6 protein-coding genes are annotated in these 19,958 nt (G+C 45.0%); all 6 read right to left on the bottom strand.

What is annotated here, in order from left to right; all coding sequences use genetic code 11:
• Positions 1 to 53: 53 nt before the first annotated feature.
• The 6 genes from rpsU to AC5162_RS00905 all read right to left on the bottom strand — a co-directional run bounded on the left by rpsU (position 54) and on the right by AC5162_RS00905 (position 19,760).
• Positions 54 to 242 (bottom strand): 30S ribosomal protein S21, encoded by a 189-nt coding sequence (gene rpsU / locus AC5162_RS00930; protein ID WP_047974532.1) that lies wholly within the window; start codon positions 240 to 242, stop codon positions 54 to 56.
• Between the two features lie 116 nt (positions 243 to 358).
• Positions 359 to 1,549 carry an MFS transporter gene (locus AC5162_RS00925; protein ID WP_496533390.1) on the bottom strand — a complete coding sequence of 397 codons (1,191 nt, stop codon included), beginning with the start codon at positions 1,547 to 1,549 and terminating at the stop codon, positions 359 to 361.
• Positions 1,550 to 1,690: 141 nt separating this feature from the next.
• Positions 1,691 to 2,557, bottom strand: coding sequence for a YitT family protein (locus AC5162_RS00920; RefSeq protein ID WP_496533389.1), 867 nt, complete (start codon positions 2,555 to 2,557; stop codon positions 1,691 to 1,693).
• Positions 2,558 to 2,786: 229 nt separating this feature from the next.
• Positions 2,787 to 4,571 carry an aspartate--tRNA ligase gene (aspS, locus tag AC5162_RS00915; protein ID WP_496533388.1) on the bottom strand — a complete coding sequence of 595 codons (1,785 nt, stop codon included), beginning with the start codon at positions 4,569 to 4,571 and terminating at the stop codon, positions 2,787 to 2,789.
• Between the two features lies 1 nt (position 4,572).
• The gene (gene hisS / locus AC5162_RS00910) at positions 4,573 to 5,880 is read right to left on the bottom strand and encodes a histidine--tRNA ligase (RefSeq protein WP_496533387.1); all 1,308 of its coding nucleotides are present in this window, start codon (positions 5,878 to 5,880) and stop codon (positions 4,573 to 4,575) included.
• A gap of 419 nt (positions 5,881 to 6,299) precedes the next feature.
• Positions 6,300 to 19,760, bottom strand: coding sequence for a DUF1542 domain-containing protein (locus AC5162_RS00905; protein ID WP_496533386.1), 13,461 nt, complete (start codon positions 19,758 to 19,760; stop codon positions 6,300 to 6,302).
• Positions 19,761 to 19,958 lie beyond the last annotated feature (198 nt).

Raw genomic sequence — 19,958 nt, 5'->3', positions numbered from 1 at the left:
TCTACCACGGCACCAAATAAAAAACGCCACCAAAGTGACGTTTTTTGGCCGAATTAACGGTTCTTCTTTTTCTTGTTGCGCTTACGAGCAGCTTCAGACTTCAACTTACGTTCAACTGAAGGCTTCACGTAGAATTCGCGCTTCCGGTATTCTTGGAGAGTACCGTCCTTTGAAACACCACGCTTGAAACGGCGCAATGCATCATCCAAAGATTCATTCTTACGTACAATGACCTTTGCCATGTTCGATCCCCTCCTTTCTCGCACTTTTTTTCGTTATCACGATATGCATTAAGAACCTTATAATTATCTCAAATTTTCAAGCCCTCGTCAACATTTTTTTGACAAGGTCTGTCCCTTTAACCCCTCTTAGGGGTTACTACCCGAATAATGGTCCAAAGGGCAATCAGAACCGCCATCAAGGCAATCAAGAGCCCGTACATTCCAATCCCCGGATTTTCACCCTTAAGTGGTGAAAACTCATCCATCAATGACATTGCTAATGGCATCAGAGCCGTTCCGACATTACAGCCGATTAGTAAGACTGAATTTGCCAAGCCGACACTTTCTTTAGCCGTATTGTCATCAACATAGTTAAAGATGTAGGTTCCAGCCATTGGGTAAGACATTCCAATTACGACTACCGCAATCGTTAGAACAACCAGGTTATTAGCATAGTTCATCATCAAAGCGCCAAGAACCATGCAGGCCAAGCCGACCAGTAAAATATACTTCTTGAAAAGTTTAAAGAAGGTTCCAAATAAGAAGCCCATAAACATCCCAGCAAAAGTATAAATCGTAATAATCACACTGGCCACGCTGGCGGTTCCAAGGCCCTTATCAACCACAATGTCGGGAGTCATCACATTGACAATCGCCATCCCCATTGTCAAAGACCCACAGAACAAGGCCGTATAAACCATCAACCAAGAGAGTTTTCCCTTCTTTTTAGCCTGGCCATCACTAGTATCCTCCTGGTCATACTCTGGCACCTTCCACCAGAAACCAAAAAAGACAACTAAGATTAACCCATAGGCTAAGAAGGAAGCATGCCAACTAAAGGCCAGCAAGAACCCTGCCAATAAGTTAACAATCGAAACCCCTATTGGTTCAAAGGCGGTCCGGTTGCCAAGCATCTGTGACAAGTCAGCCCCGCTATAGTAGAGGTTAATTAAAGTAATCGCCAAGGAATTAATCAAACCAATCCCAATTCCAAAAATTACCCGACTAGCCAAAATCAACCACAAGTTATTCAGCACAGCTGGCAGCAAGCCTGCAATCCCCATTGTTAAAATCCCATTCGCAACCACTTTCTTAATGCCAAAGCGGTTCGCAATTTGGCTGGAAAACAGCAAAACAATAAAGGCTGGAATCTGCTGGATGGTGGCAGTCATATTCACCAAGGTACTTGGATAAGACGAAAAACTTTCCTGCATGGCAGGCAAAGCTGGCGAAATCGCCGTCCCCGTTGTGATCACCAAGGAAACAGCCAGTATCCAAAAGCGGTTGGCAAGCTTCTTCGGGTCCCAATTTTTCGCGTCAGTTGTCATAATACTCTCCTCTCATACTTTATTTCAATTCCATTATACTGCAATCAAACTGTAATGAAAGGGGTTCTTTTAGAGGAATCCTTAACTAATTTAGAATCAAAAAAGACTTAGGACCAGGTCCTAAGTCAATGAAAAGTTTATTTATGGTTCCGGTTCATAGAAGTGACCACCAGTGTGTTCCACCTTCGATTCGGAATAAAAGGCATGGGGGTCAACTTCCTTGATTGCTTTCCGCAAATCTGGCAGTTCATGCTGGGTGACAACGGTTAGTAAAATCGACCGGTCCTTACCAGTATAACCACCCCGGGCAGAATCGATAATCGTGACACCACGGCGCATCTTGTTTTGAATGTGATCGACCATTTTTTCTGGCTCATCGGTCACAATCATCTCTTGAATTTGCTGTTGGTGGGTATAAAAGACATCGATAAAGTGAGAAGAAACCACCACTCCAATAATTGAGTACAAAGCATACTGCCAACCATAGGTCAGTCCCGCCCCCACCATGATAACGGCGTTAAAGGCGAGGTTAACCGAGCCGACTTTGGTATGGAACTTTTGCTTAATGGTCATCCCAATAATATCTAAACCACCAGTCCCAAGGCCAGACCGCAAGGCGGTTCCAACCGCCATTCCGTTGATGGCCCCACCAAAAATAGCGTTAATCAAGGGGTCTGGCGTCAAAACTGTCTTCGTCGCAAAGATTGGGACGAAGGCTGATGACAAGATAACGGCCAGCGCGGTAAAAATAGCAAAACGCTTTGACAAATTCAGCCAGGCCAAAACCAACAATGGCAGGTTAACTAAGGCGATCGCCAAACCAACGTTGACCTTGCCGCCCGTGATACTGTTTAGCAACTGCGCCAAACCAGTGAAGCCAGACGAGTAAACGTGACCTGGTAGCCAGAAGTAATTCATTGCCAGTGCCAGCATAATCCCATAAAAGGCGGCACCCATAAACTGATGAAAGTAGAAGTGATCTAGATTTTTCCCAATTTTGCGTATCATTGATTTTTGCTAGGTTAACTTGAGCAGCACTGCCGCTTTAGTCCCTAGCCCTTTTGACCAACTGGAAGCCTGGCCCTTAGCTTAGTGACGAACCCGTCACTCGATACAATATATTTTAACAAGTTTTGGGTAAAATTAAAGTTAAATTCTACCTTTTTACCCGTTTTTTTAAATAAAAAACAGAAAAAAAGGCGAAATACCAAGTATTTCACCTAATTTTGTTTGGTTTTTACATTTTTGTGTCATTTTCAGGAACAACCAAGCCAAGTTCGCCTAACTGTTGGTCGGCAACCCGGGTTGGTGCTTCTGTCATTGGTTCTGTCGCCTTCGAGTTCTTCGGGAAGGCAATCACTTCACGGATGTTGTCTTGGCCAGTCAAGAGCATTGCCAAGCGGTCCAATCCAAGAGCAATTCCACCCATTGGTGGGAAACCGTATTCCATTCCTTCCAGCAAGAAACCAAAGGCCTCTTCAGCTGATTCCTTGGTAAAGCCAAGAGCCTTGAGCATCTTTTCTTGGATGTCAGTCCGGTGGATACGGATTGAGCCAGAACCAAGTTCGTAACCGTTCAAAACCAAGTCATAAGACTGAGCGTGGGCCTTGTGGGGGTCTTCACCTTCATCAAGGTAGTGCAAGTCTTCTTCATTTGGCATCGTAAATGGATGGTGAGCAGCAATCCAGCGGTCAAAGTCTTCTGAATATTCGAAGAGTGGCCAGTCAACGATCCAAGCAAACCGCCATGGTTTATCTTGGTCCACCAAGTCCAAGTCTTCGGCCGTTTGACGGCGCAAGTAATCCAATGAAGCGGCTACAACGTCTGTCCGACCAGCGCCAAAGAGCAAGAGGTCGCCTTCCTTAGCACCAGTCTTTTCAGTCAAGTCAGCCTGAGCCGCTTCGTCAAAGAACTTAGCGATTGGACCAGTTAAGCCGTCAGCACCAACCTTCATCCAGGCCAAGCCCTTGGCCCCAAAACGTTCGATGTACTGACCAAGCTTATCAATATCCTTACGAGAATAGTGGTCCGCCCCACCAGGAACAGCCAAGGCCTTGACGACCCCACCATCCTTAACGGCATTGGCGAAGACACCAAAGTCAGAACCAGCCACAGCAGCTGACAAGTCCTTAATTTCATAAGCAATCCGCAAGTCAGGCTTATCAGTTCCAAAACGGTCCATTGATTCCTGCCAAGTCAACCGGTCAATTTGATTGGCATCCAAGTCATAATCAACAACGTCTTTCATAATCTGCTTGACCCAGTTACCAACCAATTCTTGGATTTCAGCCGCGGACATGAAAGAAGTTTCCATATCTAGTTGGGTAAATTCGGGCTGACGGTCCCCACGCAAGTCTTCATCACGGAAGCAGCGGGCAATTTGGAAGTAACGGTCATAACCAGCCCCCATCAACAATTGCTTAAACAATTGCGGTGATTGTGGCAAGGCATAGAATGAACCTGGGTAAACCCGGGATGGCACCAAGTAATCGCGGGCTCCTTCTGGCGTTGACTTGGCCAAATAAGGGGTTTCAATGTTAATAAAGTCATTTTGGTCCATAAAGTGAGTGGCTGATGCCATAATTTTTGAACGGACCTTCAAGTTCTTTTGCATTTCTGGCCGGCGCAAGTCCAAGTACCGGTACTGGAGCTTCAATTCTTCCCCAGCATTGACCCCGTCTTCAATATCAAAGACCGGTGTCTTAGCTTCAGCTAAGATTTCCGCCTTAGTCACCTTGACTTCAATCCCACCAGACTTAATCTTGTCATTTTTTTGACCATCAGCTCGGGTAACGACTTCCCCTTCAATTGAAAGGACGTATTCGTTGCGAACTTCTTGGGCAACGGCTAAGGCTTCTTGATTATCAGCTGAAAAAGTCAACTGGACAATCCCTTCCCGGTCCCGCAAGTCAACGAAGACCAGGTCACCAAAGTTCCGGCGCTTTTGTACCCAACCAGCCAAGGTCACTTTTTGGCCGATGTATTGTTCGTCTACTAATCCTGCATAGGTTGTTCGTTTCATCTTATTCTTCCTCTCCCTGGGCTAGCTCTGCCATAACGCCTGGTAAATCAGTACTAATTTGGTCTAACTTTAACTCAGCCTGTTGACCAGACTGCATATCTTTAACCTGAACTTGGTTACTTTTGACTTCTTCATCACCAAAGGTCATGACAAACTGGGCCTGACGGCGGTTAGCGGCCTTAAACTGGGCCTTCACTGACCGGCTAGCAAAGTCTAAGTCAGCTGAGTAGCCAAGGTCTCGCAACTTAGTTGCCACTTCGAGCGTCTTCTTTTGGTTAGCTTTTCCAATGTGAACCAAGTAAAAGTCCAACGGCTTTGGTACTAGCTTTGCTTGGCCCTGTGCCTCTAGGAGTGATAACAACCGTTCAACTCCCAAGCCAAAGCCAATCCCTGGCGTTTCTGGCCCACCAAATTCTTCGACCAAACCAGAGTAGCGACCACCACCAGCAATGGTAGCAGCCCCCTTCAAGTTAGGATCAGTCGTCATGACTTCAAAGATGGTGTTGTTGTAGTAATCTAAACCACGGACCATCGTTTGATCGATTTCGTAGTCAATTCCCAAATCATCCAAGTAAGACTTTACCTGGTCAAAGTGGTCCTTTGATTCAGCTGACAAATAGTCAAAAATCTTAGGGGCATCGGCCACAATCTTTTGGTCATTTTCATCTTTCGAATCCAAAATTCGCAAGGGGTTCTTTTCCAAACGAGCCTTTGAATCCTTTGACAATTCGTCAAAGTGGGGTTGCAAGTAGGCTACCAAGGCATCCCGGTATTGCTTACGGGAATCTTGGTCCCCTAAGGTATTCAAGGCAACCTTTAAGTCCTTTAGACCAAGTGAGGCCAAAAACTTCACGACCATCGTAATCACTTCGGCATCCAAACTTGGGGCTAGTGACCCAAAGGCTTCCACCCCAATTTGGTGGAACTGACGGAACCGTCCCGCCTGTGGGCGTTCATAACGGAACATTGGGCCCATGTAAAAAATCTTATAAGGGTTTTCGTGTTCAGGACCAAAAAGCTTGTTTTCAACAAAGGCCCGGACAACCCCGGCCGTTCCTTCCGGACGCAAGGCCATGTGCCGGTCACCTTTGTCGTTAAAGTCATACATTTCTTTGGTCACGACATCAGAGGTATCCCCTGCAGACCGAGCGTAGACATCAAAAGCTTCAAACATCGGTGTCCGAATTTCACCATAGCCATAAGTAGCAAAGACTTTCCGGGCTTGGTCTTCGACCCGTTGCCATTCCGTCATTCTTTCTTCAAATAAATCGGCCGTTCCTTTGGGCCGTTGATAAGTTGCTTTTGCCATATCTGTTAGAAACGCCTCTCAGCGTCATCCCCCTCATTTGTCTATTACACCGAAAAATAAAAAAAAGCACCCTCACAACCTTGCCAAAAAAAGACAAGGTTATTAAGGGCGCTTCTCGCACGGTACCACCTTAGTTCCACGTTTAAAAACGTGCTCTTACCCATAACGCGGGTAAACGGCTGGGTTAACAGCAACCTTCCAGGTGTCTTAAAGTTAAACGCTTCGCTTGGCTTCCACTAACCGCCAAGTCCCTAAAACCAGCCTTTAACCTTTCCCTATTCATCGGTTAATCTACCTCTAAGTTTAGCAGGTTTGAGGTAGGTGTCAAGGATAGTTTGTGAAGGCTTTAAGTGAAAGAAAAAACGACCGAACGCTAATTAACATTAACGTTCAGTCGTTGAAAACTTACAGTTCTTCCATTACTTCTTCGATTTGATGACAGACACTATCAAAACAAACAATGACAAGACAGAGCCAATCAAAGCAACTAACATTACTCGACCGCGATTTCGGTTCAAATCAACGCGAGTCAATTCGCCACTATCACTGTGATGAGCCTTCTTACTCTTTACTCGAGAATCCGCTAGTAGTACCGGCGTTGCTTGCACATACCGGTCCATCCGGGTTGGTTGTTGAACTTTTGTGCCAGTTTGTGGCAATGCCACCACATCGTCATCAACTGACGGTGTTGCAACCAATTGTTGAACTTGTGGTTGGATTTCACCCAGTGAAACGGCATCAATAGCTGTTTGACCAGCCTGCAATAAACTATCAATTGCATCATTAGACGTTGCAGCATTAATCTGCTGGTCGTACTGAGCAACTAACTGGTCAATTGCTTGGTTAACCGTTGCTAATTGGCTAGCACTAGCACCAGTGACACCGGCTAACTTAGCCTTCTTGTCAGCAGCAGCCTGGTTCAAGTTAGCAATCGCTTGTGCCTTTTGACTTTGCAAAGTAGCACTTTGTACGTCATTGTTAATTGCACTTCTCCCATCGGCTTGACCAGCCGTAGCAGCGGTCACTGTTGTAGCTTGACTAATTTGTTTCTTAGCGTTGGCTGTGTCAGTATCAATTTGATTCTTAGCAGCTTGCTTTTGAGCATCAGTTAAGCCAGGCAAGTTATCAATCTGGTTTTTAGCATTCTGAGCAGCTTGGTCGATGGCATCACTAGCAGCTTGCTTAGCCTTCTCAACAGTCGAATTGTCGGCTGATTCAGAGTTTGCTTTAACAGCTGCAATGACAGCTTCGGCGACTTGCTTAGCAGAAGCCACACCAGCTTGGTCAGTAGCTGCATCGACGTTCTTTTGACCATCGTTAACCGCCTGATTAATGGCCTTATCGGCCTTAGACTTCTGGTCTGGCGTTAAGTCAGTCAAACCGTTGATTACTTGTTTAGCCTGGTTACCAGCATCGGCCAGATCACTATCGGCCTTATTCTTAGCATCTTGAAGTGCAGCAGCCTGTTCATCGTTGCTAATCTTGTTAGCACCGTTGGTGTTGGCTGCAGCCACATCGTCTTTGTTGGTTGCTTGGTTGACAGTGTCCGTAGCAGCCTTTGCATCGGCGTCAACTTGGGCTTTGGCGGCAGACTTTTGGTCTGGGGTCAAATTAGTCAACGAATCAATCTTATTCTTAGCTGCTTGAGCATCATTGGCAATCGCCGAATTAGCAGCATCGCGCGCCTTTTGAACAGTTGAATCACTTTCGCCCTTGGTTGAGACTTGAATCTGATTGATATTATTTTCAGCAGTGTTCAAGTCATTGTTGATGCTCTTGCTATCCTGGTCGGCATTAATAGCATCCTCGCCATTCTTGGCAGCAGCATCAATTGCGGCATCAGCAGCTTTCACTTGGTCATCTGTCAAATCTGGTAGAGCCGCAATGGTGGCCTTTGCCTTTTCAGCAGCATCACTCAAGCTGGCAAGTGCAGCTTTCTTTGTACCAGCAACCGAATCGTCGCTGGTTGCTTGTGCACTAGCTTGATCAGTAGCGATTGCCTTTTCAGCAGCGCTTTGAGCACTAGCAACACCATTAGTATCGGTCGCAGCATCAACATTATTCTGACCCTTTTGAACATCTTGGTCGATGGCATCGTCAGCGGCCTTAATCTGATCTTTTGTCAAATCCGGCATCTTAGCGACAGCATCCTTAGCAGCCTGGCCATCACTGGTCAATGTTGCCTTAGCAGCTTCCTTGGCATCTTGCAAAGTAGCAGCCGACACAAGATTATTAATCGCATCAGTACCGTTGTTTTGAGCAGTCGTGATGTCCTTCGAGTTTGTCGCATTACTGATATTGGACTTAGCTGCAGCAGCAGCCTTTTGAATATTGGTAATTGCTGTTTCTTTTTCAGTATCAGACAAAGTCTTTAAAGCATTAATGGCAGTAGTTGCGGCTTTGGCAGCATTATCGATAGCCGTATCGGCGGTAGCTTTATCACCTGTAACTGTTTGATCACTTTGACTTTGAGAGCTAGCTTGAATCTTGTTAACAGCAGCTTCGGCATTTGCCAGAGCAGTCGCAACACTATCGGAGTCAGTAGCACTCGTAATCGTGCTTTGACCATCGCTGACTGCTTGGTCAATGTCAGCATCAGCTTTCTTAATCGCATCTGAGCCCAAATCCGGCATTTTGGCAATGGCATCCTTAGCGGATTGACCAGCTGCCGTCAACGTTGCTGCAGCAGCTTCCTTTGCATCCTGCAAAGTTGCGGCTGTTTGAATAGCGTTGATTTGTGAAATGGCATCACCGTAATCTGTTGAGATAGCAGTCGTGCTGGTATCAGCAGAAATCTTATTCTTAGCTGCCTTAACCAAGGCGTCGATACTATTTTGATCAGCTTGCTTCTCACCATCAGATAAGGTTGTCAACTTCTCAATGGCCGCTTTGGCATTGGCAGCAGCAGTGTCCAAATCATTGTCAGCATTTTGCTGTGCCGCTGAAACGGTCTTATTACTTTGACTCTGAGCTGTTGCCTTAGCAGCATCAATTGCGGCTTTAGCATTGGCCAAATCGGTATCAACCGTGCTTGTATCAGTTGCTGCGTTAATGGCATTATCACCATCACTGTTAGCGTCTGTAATTGCTTGGTTAGCAGCTGATAATTGATCTTTTGCCAAATCTGGCATAGCAGCAACAAGACCTTTGACGGTTGTTGCGTACTGGTCTAATTCCTTAACTGCCCCTTCTTGGTAATCCTTCAAGGTAGCAGCGTTTAAATCACTTGTAATCGTTGCTTGGCCGTTTGACTGAGCCGTATTAATTTGGGCTGGCGTAGTGGCAGCAGTAATATTACTTTTAGCCTGCGTGGCAGCGTTGTCAATAATCGTCTCTTGAGCTGACTTTTCAGTGTCTGATAAGTTCGTCAATTTGGCAATTGCATCCTTAGCAGTCTGGACCGCTGAATCAATGGCCGCACTAGCGGTTTGCTTATCATCAGCCAAATTAGCAGCACTTTCGCTTGCTGCTGTGCTTTGGGCATCGGACATCTTTTGCTGAGCAGCAGCAAGAGCAGCAGCAACGGCGTCCGTATCCGTAGCATTATTAATGGCCGTTGTACCATCAGTCAAAGCATTGGCAATGGCCGTTTGGGCATCGGATAACTGCGTTCCCTTCAAATCAGGCAAAGCACTAACTGCATCATTTGCTTTTTTAACAATAGCAGCTAAGGTAGCATTGGCTGCCTTCTTCGTGTCTTGCAAGATAGCAGCTTGTTTATCAATTCCAATTTGTGAAAGGCCTTTTGAATCTGCTGAATTAATTGCAGCAGTATCAGTACTGTTATTAACATTTTGCTTAGCAGTGGTGGCATCCGCATCAACGGTATTCTTAGCAGCCGTCTTTTCATCAGAGGTCAAATTCGTCAAGGAATCAATGGCCTGCTTGGCAGCTGTTGCCGCAGCATCGATGTCACTGTTTGCTTGGGTCTTAGCCTTCGTAACCGTGTCATTACTACTGCTTTCATATTGACGGGTAATGGTGTCAATATTGCCTTCAGCAGCTGATAAGGCTGACTTAACGAGGGCAAGCGTGTTGGTAGAATCTGCGTTAATGGCAGAATTACCAGCAGTCACCGCATCATCAATTGCCTTATTAGCAGCATCAATTTGATCCTTGGTCAAATCAGGTAAAGCCGCAATGGTGGCTTTTGCCTTAGTAGCATAGTCAGACAAGCTATTGATAGCACTAGTCTTAGCATTTGAAACTTGCGAGTTCGTGATGTCTTGGTTAATTGTTTCAATTCCAGACTGCTTAGCAGCTGTAATCGCATCCTTGTCACTCGCAGCATTGACCGCCTTAATGGCAGCAGCTTCATCATCTGTAACTTGTTGCTTAGCCACCTTCTTATCGTCATCAGACATTGGTGACAAACCGTCAATCGTACTCAAGGCATTGTTGGCTGCATTCGTGATTTCATTGATTGCATCAGTCTTGGCACTGGCAACAGCCTGTTGACTTTCTGATTGAGCGGACGTGTTGGCACCATTAATCAACTGTTCAGCGGCATTCAAAGCGTTTTTGACATCATCAACTGTTGAACCGCTGTTGATATTGGTATTACCACTTGTCACAGCATTTTCAATCGTTGCATTGGCAGACGAGATTTGATCATTGGTCAAATCAGGTAAGTTTTTAATTGTGGTCTCAGCATTGTCCGCATATGAACGTAAGCGTGACACAGCGTCTTCTTTAGCACTTTGCAAAGAAGCGGCCGTCACTTCACCGTTAATCGTCGTTGTCCAACTAGCTTGAGTCGAAGTAACCTCTGTTACAGTCGTTTGTGACGCAATGGCAGCCTTGGCATTGGCTGCATCAGTGTCAACTTGTGCTTCACGAGCAGCCTTATCACTTAATGGTGACATCGCATCAATAGTTGCTTTAACCTTAGCAGCCAAAGCATCAATGGCCGATTCAGCGTTATTTTGGGCAGTCTGCAAAGCAGTATTGCTCTGTGATTGCGCCGTTGTCTTAACGGAATCAATCAAACCTTCGGCGGATGTCAATGCTGTTTGGACAGCATCTTCACTAGTAGCATCGTTAATACTTGCTGTACCCTTGGTAACATCTTGGTCAATCGTATTCTTATCAGCAGAAGCCTGGTCCGCTGGTAAATTGACCAATTGGCTAATAACCGTCTTAGCTGAATCACCATATGAACTCAAGGTTGCAATCGCAGCCTCTTTGGCATTTTGCAAACTAGCAGCGCTTTGAACCTGTGCAATGGCACTTTCACCAGCTTGTTCAGCGGCCGTAATGCTATCTTGGTTAGTGGCACTGGTAATGTTTGCCTTAGCAGTTATAACCGCACTATCAATTTGACCTTCAAATGTCGACTTTTGGTCTGGCTGCAAAGAGGTCATCGCCTCAATGGCAGCCTTGGCCTTCTTAGCAGCGGCATCTAATTCATCACTAGCAGTTTGTTGTGCATTAGCAACAGCATTAGTGCTTGCCTGATTAGCGGCAACCTTTGTGTCGTTAATTTTTTCTTCAGCAGCACTTAAAGCACTACTAATACCATCGGCCGTTGTCGCATTTGAAATCGCCGTATTACCATCGCTGAGTTCTTGGTCAATCGTACTACCGTAGTTAGTGATTTGTTCTGACTTTAAGCCAGTCATGCCAGCAATTGCCGTCTTCGCATCTAAAGCAGCTTGCTTTAATTGTGCTTCAGCAGCTTCTTTTTGGTTTTGCAAAACAGCGGCAGCTGTCACGGCTGAAATGGCACTTTCGCCATTTTGTTCGGCACTCGTGATGTCAGCCTTGTTCGTAGCACTGGCAATGTTTTGCTTAGCAGCATTGGCCGCTGTATCAACGTTAGCCTTCAACTGAGACTTTTCACTATCAGTCAAAGGTAACAGAGCTTGAATGGCGGCTTTCGCATTCGAAACAGCCGTATCAATTTCAGAATTAGCCGTGCTCTTTTCACCAGCAACCGTTGTATCACTTTCTGATTGAGCACTAGCTTGTGCATCAGCAATGGTCTTTTGGGCGGCTGACAAGGCACTAGCAACAGCATCAGTTGTTGTTGAGTTTGAAACAGCCGTATTGCCATCTGAGGCGGCCTTTTCAATTGCGGTATTGGCAGCTAAAATCTGGTCGGATGTCAAATCAGGCATCTTAGCAACCGCTGCTTCAGCAGTCTTCACTGCAGCAGACAAAGTCTTGCTTGCAGCTTCCTTAGCATCTTGCAAGGTAGCGGCCGTTAGTTCAGCACTAATTGCTTGTTGGCCAGCAGCTAAGGCACTATTGATGTCCGTTGAATTGGTCTTGGTATCAATGGCATCCTTGGCAGCTTGGGCTTCTTGGTCAACCTTACCTTCTTCAGCTTCTTTTTCAGTATCAGACAAAGTCGTCAAAGCAGCGATAGCGGTTTTCGCATTCGAAGCGGCGTTATCAATGGCTGCTTTAGCATTAGTCTTATCCGTGGCCACGTTGGTGGCGTTTTGACTTTGAGCAGTTGAAACAGCAGTATTCAAACTGTTTTCAGCGTCAGACAAGGCTTGAGCCACTGCATCCGTCGTTGTTCCAGCTGAAATTGCACTTTGTCCATCAGACAAAGCTTTTGTAATGGCATCGTTAGCAGCTGTGCGTTGTGCATCCGTCAAATCTGCCAAACCAGCAATTGTGTTAGTAGCTTGGGTACCAGCAGCCGTTAATTGATTGCCGTCTGTTCTTTGTACATTTATCAAATTAGCTGCAGCCTGGTCATTATCAATGTTGGTAATACCAGTATTCTTGGCAGCGGTAATTCCTGTTGAAGTTGTTTGGTTATCGATAGCTGTTTCAGCATTTTGCAAATCAGTATCAACGACGCCACTATACTTTTTCTGTTCTTCCGTTGACAGCGTCGTCATCTCGCTAATTGCCTGCTTAGCAGCAGCGGCTTCTTTTTCAAGGGCCGTTTTTGCATCTGACTTATCACCGGCAACCGTCGTAGCGTTCTGTCCTTGGGCTGTTGAAACAGCAGTATTCAAACTGCTTTCAGCATCAGACAAAGCTTGAGCCACCGCATCCGTTGTTGTTCCAGCAGAAATTGCACTTTGTCCTTCTGACAAAGCTTTGGTAATAGCATCGTTAGCAACCTTGCGTTGATCATCGGTTAGGTCTGCTAAACCAGCAATGGTGTTAGTAGCTTGGGTAGCATCGTTCGTTAATTGACTGCTATCAGCCTTTTGAGTATTTAACAAATTAGCAGCCGTTTGTTGGTTGTTAATGGCAGTGATTCCATCATTTTGAGCGTCGGTCACTGCGGAAGTCGTGGTTGCAGAAGAAATATTTCCCTTAGCTGCTTTCACTTCAGCGTCAATCTTGGCTTCTTGGTCTGATACATCAGTTGTTTGCAAAGAAGTCATCGCTTCAATTGCAGTTTTAACATTCTTGGCAGCCGTATCAATCGCATTATCAGCGGCTTCCTTAGCGTCCTGCAAAGTTGCGGCAGCCAGTTCATCACTAATGGCTTGTTGACCGGCGGCTAGAGCAGTATTGATATCGGTTGAATTTGTCTTGGCATCAATGGCATCTTTAGCGGTTTGTGCTTCTTGGTCAACCTTACCTTTTTCTGCCGTCTTTTCATCGGCTGACAAAGTGGTCAAGGCAGCGATAGCGTTCTTTGCATTTGTGGCGGCTGTGTCAATTTTACCTTTGGCATCAGTCTTTTCACCGGCAACTGTTGTATCACTGGTTGATTGAGCCGATGCTTGAGCATCAGCAATTGCCTTTTGAGCAGTTGACAAGGCTTGGGCAACGGCATCCGTTGTGCCCGAGTTTGAAACTGCTGTATTACCATCTGATGCAGCCTTTTCAATCGCTGCCTTAGCAGCTGTAATTTGATCACCTTGCAAATCCGGCATCTTATCAACGGCTGCTTCGGCAGCGGTCACTGCAGCACTTAACGTGTTGCTTGCTGCTTCCTTGGCATCTTGCAAAGTAGCCGCTGTTTGTTCGTCACTAATCGCCTGTTGGCCAGCAGCTAAGGCACTATTGATGTCCGTTGAATTGGTCTTGGCATCAATGGCAGCCTTGGCAGCGCTCGCTTCGTTATCAACCTTGCCTTTTTCAGCGTTCTTTTCATCAGGTGACAACGTCGTCAAAGCATTGATTGCGTTTTTCGCATTCGTTGCAGCCGTGTCAATCTTAGCCTTGGCATCACTCTTTTCGCCAGCAACTGTGGTGTCACTTTCCGATTGAGCTGATGCTTGTGCATCAGCAATTGCCTTTTGAGCAGCTGATAATGCACTGGCCACAGCATCAGTTGTGCCTGCACTTGAAACCGCTGTATTACCATCTGATGCAGCCTTTTCAATCGTTGCCTTAGCAGCTGTAATCTGATCACCTTGCAAATCCGGCATCTTATCAACGGCTGCTTCGGCATTCTTCACTGCTACACTTAACGTATTACTTGCAGCTTCCTTTGCATCTTGCAAAGTTGCGGCAGATAGTTCAGCACTAATAGCTTGTTGACCGGCAGCTAAGGCAGTATTAATATCAGTTGAATTTGTCTTTGAATCAATGGCATCTTTAGCAGTTTTTGCTTCTTGGTCAACCTTGCCTTTTTCAGCGGTCTTTTCATCAGTTGACAACGTCGTCAAAGCATCGATTGCGTTTTTCGCATTCGTTGCAGCCGTGTCAATTTTACCTTTCGCAGTGGTCTTATCCGTTGCCACGTTGACGGCGTTTTGGCCTTGAGCCGTCGAAGCAACAGTATTCAAACTGTTTTCAGCATCAGACAAAGCTTGAGCCACTGCATCCGTTGTTGTTCCAGCAGAAATTGCACTTTGCCCATCAGACAAAGCTTTGGCAATAGCATCGTTAGCAGTCTTGCGTTGATCATCGGTTAGGTCAGCTAAACCAGCAATGGTGTTCGTAGCTTGGGTAGCATCGTTCGTTAATTGACTACCATCAGCCCTTTGAGTATTTAACAAATTAGCAGCCGTTTGTTGGTTGTTAATGGCAGCGGTTCCATCATTTTGAGCATCGGTCACTGCGGAAGTCGTGGTAGCAGAAGAAATGTTTCCCTTGGCTGCTTTCACTTCAGCGTCAATCTTTGCCTCTTGGTCTGATACATCAGTCGTATACAAAGAAGTCATTGCTTCAATAGCAGCTTTGGCATTTTTGGCAGCTGCATCAATCGCATTATCTGCTGCCTCCTTGGCATCTTGCAAAGTAGCGGCATCTTGGATACCTGAAATGGCAGCCGTTCCATTTGACTGAGCAGTTGACACACCATCAGTAGTCGTTGCATTTCCAATATTGGTTTTTGCAGCCGTAGCAGCAGTATCAATTTGCCCTTCAGCGGTTTCCTTTTCTGAACCAATTAAGGTTCCAAGATTTGAAATGGCAACCTTAGCAGCCGTTGCTGCAGTATCAACCGCATCCTTTGCAGCCTGTTGTTGGTTAACAAACGTTGCTTTTGCCACATCCGAAGTGATAGTGCCTGTCCCATTATCCCGTGCGGAAGTAATATCAGCCGTATCGGTTGCATTATTAATATTAGTAATCGCCGTATCAGCGTCATTTCGGACCTGGTCTTCAAGGCTATCCTTGTCAGAACTTAACAACGAAGACATCGCCGCAATTTTATTAAGTGCAGCGTTTTCAGCGTCAGCAATTGCCTGTTTAGCAGCCGTTTTAGCGGCTGAGACAATCCCGGCACTTTCAACTTGGGCATTTTGCAAAATACCATCAAGGGCATTCTCTGCGTTCTTTAAATTATTCGCAACATCAGTCGTGGATTGCGAATTGTCGTTAATTGCTGTATTACCGCTTGTCACAGCTTGGTCAACTTGGCTATCATAGCCAGCAACCTTATCAGCAATATCCGGCAAAGCTGCAATTTGGTCCTTAATCGATTGGGCATAACTAGCCAAAGATGCGACAGCAGCCTTTTGACTGTTCTCTAAAGTAGCGGCCTGAACTTTGTCTTGCAAAGTTTTCACGCCAGCTGTTTCAGCATTTTGACTATCGGTCGTATTGGTAGAGTTTGAAACGCTTGATTGGGCAGATTGAGCTAAAGTAGCCAAATCTGACAAAATCGTTGCTTGATCAGAACCAAGTGACGACATTGCCTTGACTGCGTTTTGAGCACTCAACAAGGCATCATCAATCGTATAATTTGAAGCAGATTGTGCCAGTTTCAAAGAACCAGCAACTTGAGCACTATTAACTGTATCAACAGTCGTCGCACTCTTGACGTTAGCCTTAGCAGCATCTCTAGCATCTTTAATGGCTTGTTGGTCAGCGGCAATGGTAGTACCATCCAAATTCGTTAAGGCGCCAACCTTGGCAACCGCAACGTTCGTATCGTTATCCAATTGCGCATCAGCAGTATCACGGTTCAACTGAATTTGACCATTTAACATGGCCGTATAAATATCAGTTTTGTTAGTAGCGGCATCAATGTTGTTATCGGCTGCTTGAGCATCATCAGCAACTAATTGCTTAGCAGCATTTTTTTCAGTATCCGACAAATTTGCCATTGCATCGATCGACTGATCTGCTGTGGTCACATAACCAGCAACCGTTGCCTTAGCATCTGACTTAGCCGATGCCATTCCAGCAGCACTTTGGTCTTTGGCAGTGTTAACAGTATCATTAACATTCGATTCACTGTCAGATAATACCTTGACAATATCAGCAATCAGACTCTTACCATTAATGGAACCTTGACCTGAACTAATAATCGTATTAATTGTAGAAGTAGCTTGGTTCAACTGATCAGTTGAGAGGCCTGGTAAAGCCTTAACCGTGTTCAAAGCTGCCTGACCATAATCCGTCAATTCAGCCTTGTTTGCATCCTTGCTTAAGAGCAATTTAGCAGCGTTCAGCTTCGTTTGCAAGTCACTAGCCGATTGGGCGTTTGACAAACCACTAATGGCCGCTTCAGCATCGGTTTTTACCTGGGCCAAAGCTGCTTGCTTATCAGCAGCTGTAATTGAAGTTAGGCCATTAATGATAGCTGTCTGAGCAGCTTGATCATCAGTAATTTCCGCACTAGTGGCGTCCTTTTGTAAAGTCAAAACCCCAGAAGTTTGGGCCGTCGTCAAAGAAGCTGACGACTTAGCAGCAGCAACTGCTGCTAAAGCATTTTTCTGGTCAGCAACAACCTGAGCCAAAGCAGTTGCTCGGTCAGCATCCGAAATGTTGGTCAAAGCATTGATTGAATCAGTAGCAGCCTTTGCTGCAGCATTAATAGCTGCATTAGCCGTTGCCCGGTCCCCATCCAATGATTGGTAAACGTAGACAATTGTGTCTGTGCCATTGGCCATCACAAAAGTATCGCCAACGTTCATTTGAACGCCGTCAACTAAGACATAGCTTAACTTGTAGTTATCAACTGCAGGAGCTGATGGAATAGCTACTGTCTGACCAGTGACCCCATTAACGGTTACGGTTGAATCAGCCGTAACCGACTTGCCATCAGTGTCTTGGAACCCAGCCGTGACTGACTGAGAATTTCCTTCAACATAAATCGTCACGACTCCATTATTATCAGTAACTGTGGTGGTCGTTGGTTGACCACTATAACCAGAAGCATAGTGGTAACCTGCTGGCACACCATTTTGAGTGTAATAGGCATTCGTCCAGTCAATTGTGTTGCCATAATTTGCAGGGACAGGATCTGAACCAGAGGTTGTCTTACCTGTCAAAACCTTACCAGTGTTCTTATCAACATACTGGTATTGAACAGTTTCAGCAGTACCATATACGTAGACATTATAGGTATAAGAAGAACCAGGGATAGGTACAGTTGCTGTACTTGCCTGTCCATAAGAATCACTGCCACTCTGATTAGCTGCGGCGGCTGACGAAGCAACTTCACTAGCAATCGCCCACATATAATGAGCTGGCATATTCGTTAAGGCCACTTGCTGGTTTAGCAATGAAAAGACAGAGCCAATGGTTGCTCCTGCAGGAATGGTAATTGCCATAGGTGAACCAATATTCTTGCCATTTTGGTCCTTATATTGGATGTAGATAGTACCTGGCGTAGCAGGCGTCATCACGATTTGGCTGTTTTTATTAGGATTGGTAATGGTTACCGTTGTACCATCATAGTTTGTTCCCTTCATCGAGCTTGAGCTATAAACAAGTTTGGCAAACGTTTGAGAATAATCGGGAGTCCCAGTCGATGAAGCATTCGATCCTTGATAAATGGCGGCATTGACGTTCGTCGCGGTAAAGGTTCCAGAACCATAAACGATTCCATAGGTACTCTTTGCAGAACTGCTACCGTCATAACTTAACGTTTGTAAGCTAATCGCCGTAGGTGATGGGATGTATACACTTGAACTGGAGCTAGCCAAATTAAATGCACCATAACCATTATATTGGCTAATATTAATCGTTGCACCAGTATCGAAGGTGATTGAAGTGTTTGAAGCAGGTAAGTAAAAAGCCGGGTTAGATGAAGTTTGATTAATAGTAATTTTGGCATTTTTACCAAACGAAACACTATTATTAGAGTAGGCTAAATTGATGAAATATTTAGCATTATTAACGGTAATATTAAAGTTATTCCCAATCGTATACGTTTGAGAACTGCGACCACCCAGCTCGGATGGGTCAATAAAGGCCGTAAAACCAGACTGCGTCCAAGTTACATTATCCCCAATGTTAGTAGCATTAACATAGCCCCATGCAAATCCATTTTCGCCTGAATTGGAACCATAGGCTTGAAAATTAACTGTGGCACCATCGCCAACATTGATTGAGTTACCATAGCCGGCAGAGTTTGGGTCCCCATTAGTAACCGTAAACCAAAACATTCCGTCTCGAGCATCACCACTGGTACGGTTCATGGTCACACTAGCACCATTAATAATATTAACCTTGGAAACACCGTGACCAAGTTCACTTTGGTTATTGAAAGTGTTTGCCCCGCTTAATTGAAGCAAAGCGTAGTTCGCATTCACAATATAGCCAGGTTGACCACCATTTCCCGTACTTGGTGAAACCGTCACATTATTTAAGTTAACCGTTAACCGGGTAGCAGTTCCAACATTGATTAAAGCATCATGAGATCCAACTCCTTGTTGGATATTAATATTGCTATAGGTCAAGGTTGTTGCGGTTGATGTCACATCACTCAAGTTAAACTTATTTGAGCGTAGATCAACAGTATGGCCATTTCCATTAACGATTAAACTAGCTGAACCAGAAGGACGAGTCCCCAAAGAATCACTACCTGAAGCATAAATGTCAGCAGTGATATCGATATAGGTGATTGATGAATTTGTCCAAGCTGCCTGCAATTGCGCAAAGGTCGAAACATTCGCATAGGTCGAATTATTAATCGCGTTTTGCTTGTAGGTCGCATCATTCGTAACAGCATCTGGTGTTGGATTATTGACAGAAGTCGAAGATGAAGTCGAAGTCGAATTTGTATTACTTGTAATTGCCGAACTTAGTGAACTCCGGCCGCTATCAGGGTTAGTTGCTACCGTTGAAGCCGTACTGGTACTGTCATTGCTACTCTGTACCGAATTAGTACTTGCCTCGGAGGTTGAGAGCGCACTGGTAGACTTAGTCGATGTACTGGTTGAACTAGTTGCTGTCGAGTTGCTTGCTAGTTCACTAGCTGAAATCGATTGAGACGTGCTGATGGACTCAGAGGTTGAAACTGATTCAGACGTACTAATCGATTGACTGGTGCTAATGCTTGCTGACGTCGAAGCACTAGCTACCGTACTACTTGTACTATCACTAGTCGAACTAGTTGCTGAACCAGTTGTACTAGTCGTATCGGCACTGGCATTTTGCATGGTTGCCACACCATATCCAAGTGAAACAACCGCGATTGAAGCAAACAGCCATTGTTTCCCAGCCTTGTACATCTTATAATGCTTTTTTGGATTGTTTTGTAAACGATAATTAAACATAGATGGTCCTTAGGTTGTTATTTTTAACTTAATTACGATGTTAAAAATATTTATGTAATGTCTATGTAATAAGTATAACACTAATTGTTTTATTTTAACGTTTTTATTACGAATTAAAAACAATTAAATCAATATAAATATTAACGCTTTTATTACTTTACAAATAGTCACAGAATTATAATCGAACTAATATAAATA

The sequence above is a fragment of the Fructobacillus sp. ChS1-6f1-1-27 genome (assembly GCF_059579415.1).
The sequence above is the reverse complement of the archived record's forward strand: the minus strand, read 5'-3'. Positions and strand labels throughout refer to the sequence as shown.

Excerpts from the sequence above, each read along its gene's own strand:
- rpsU (WP_047974532.1), bottom strand. The coding sequence starts at position 242 with ATGGCAAAGGTCATTGTACGTAAGAATGAATCTTTGGATGATGCATTG.
- AC5162_RS00925 (WP_496533390.1), bottom strand. The coding sequence starts at position 1,549 with ATGACAACTGACGCGAAAAATTGGGACCCGAAGAAGCTTGCCAACCGC.
- AC5162_RS00920 (WP_496533389.1), bottom strand. The coding sequence starts at position 2,557 with ATGATACGCAAAATTGGGAAAAATCTAGATCACTTCTACTTTCATCAG.
- aspS (WP_496533388.1), bottom strand. The coding sequence starts at position 4,571 with ATGAAACGAACAACCTATGCAGGATTAGTAGACGAACAATACATCGGC.
- hisS (WP_496533387.1), bottom strand. The coding sequence starts at position 5,880 with ATGGCAAAAGCAACTTATCAACGGCCCAAAGGAACGGCCGATTTATTT.
- AC5162_RS00905 (WP_496533386.1), bottom strand. The coding sequence starts at position 19,760 with ATGTTTAATTATCGTTTACAAAACAATCCAAAAAAGCATTATAAGATG.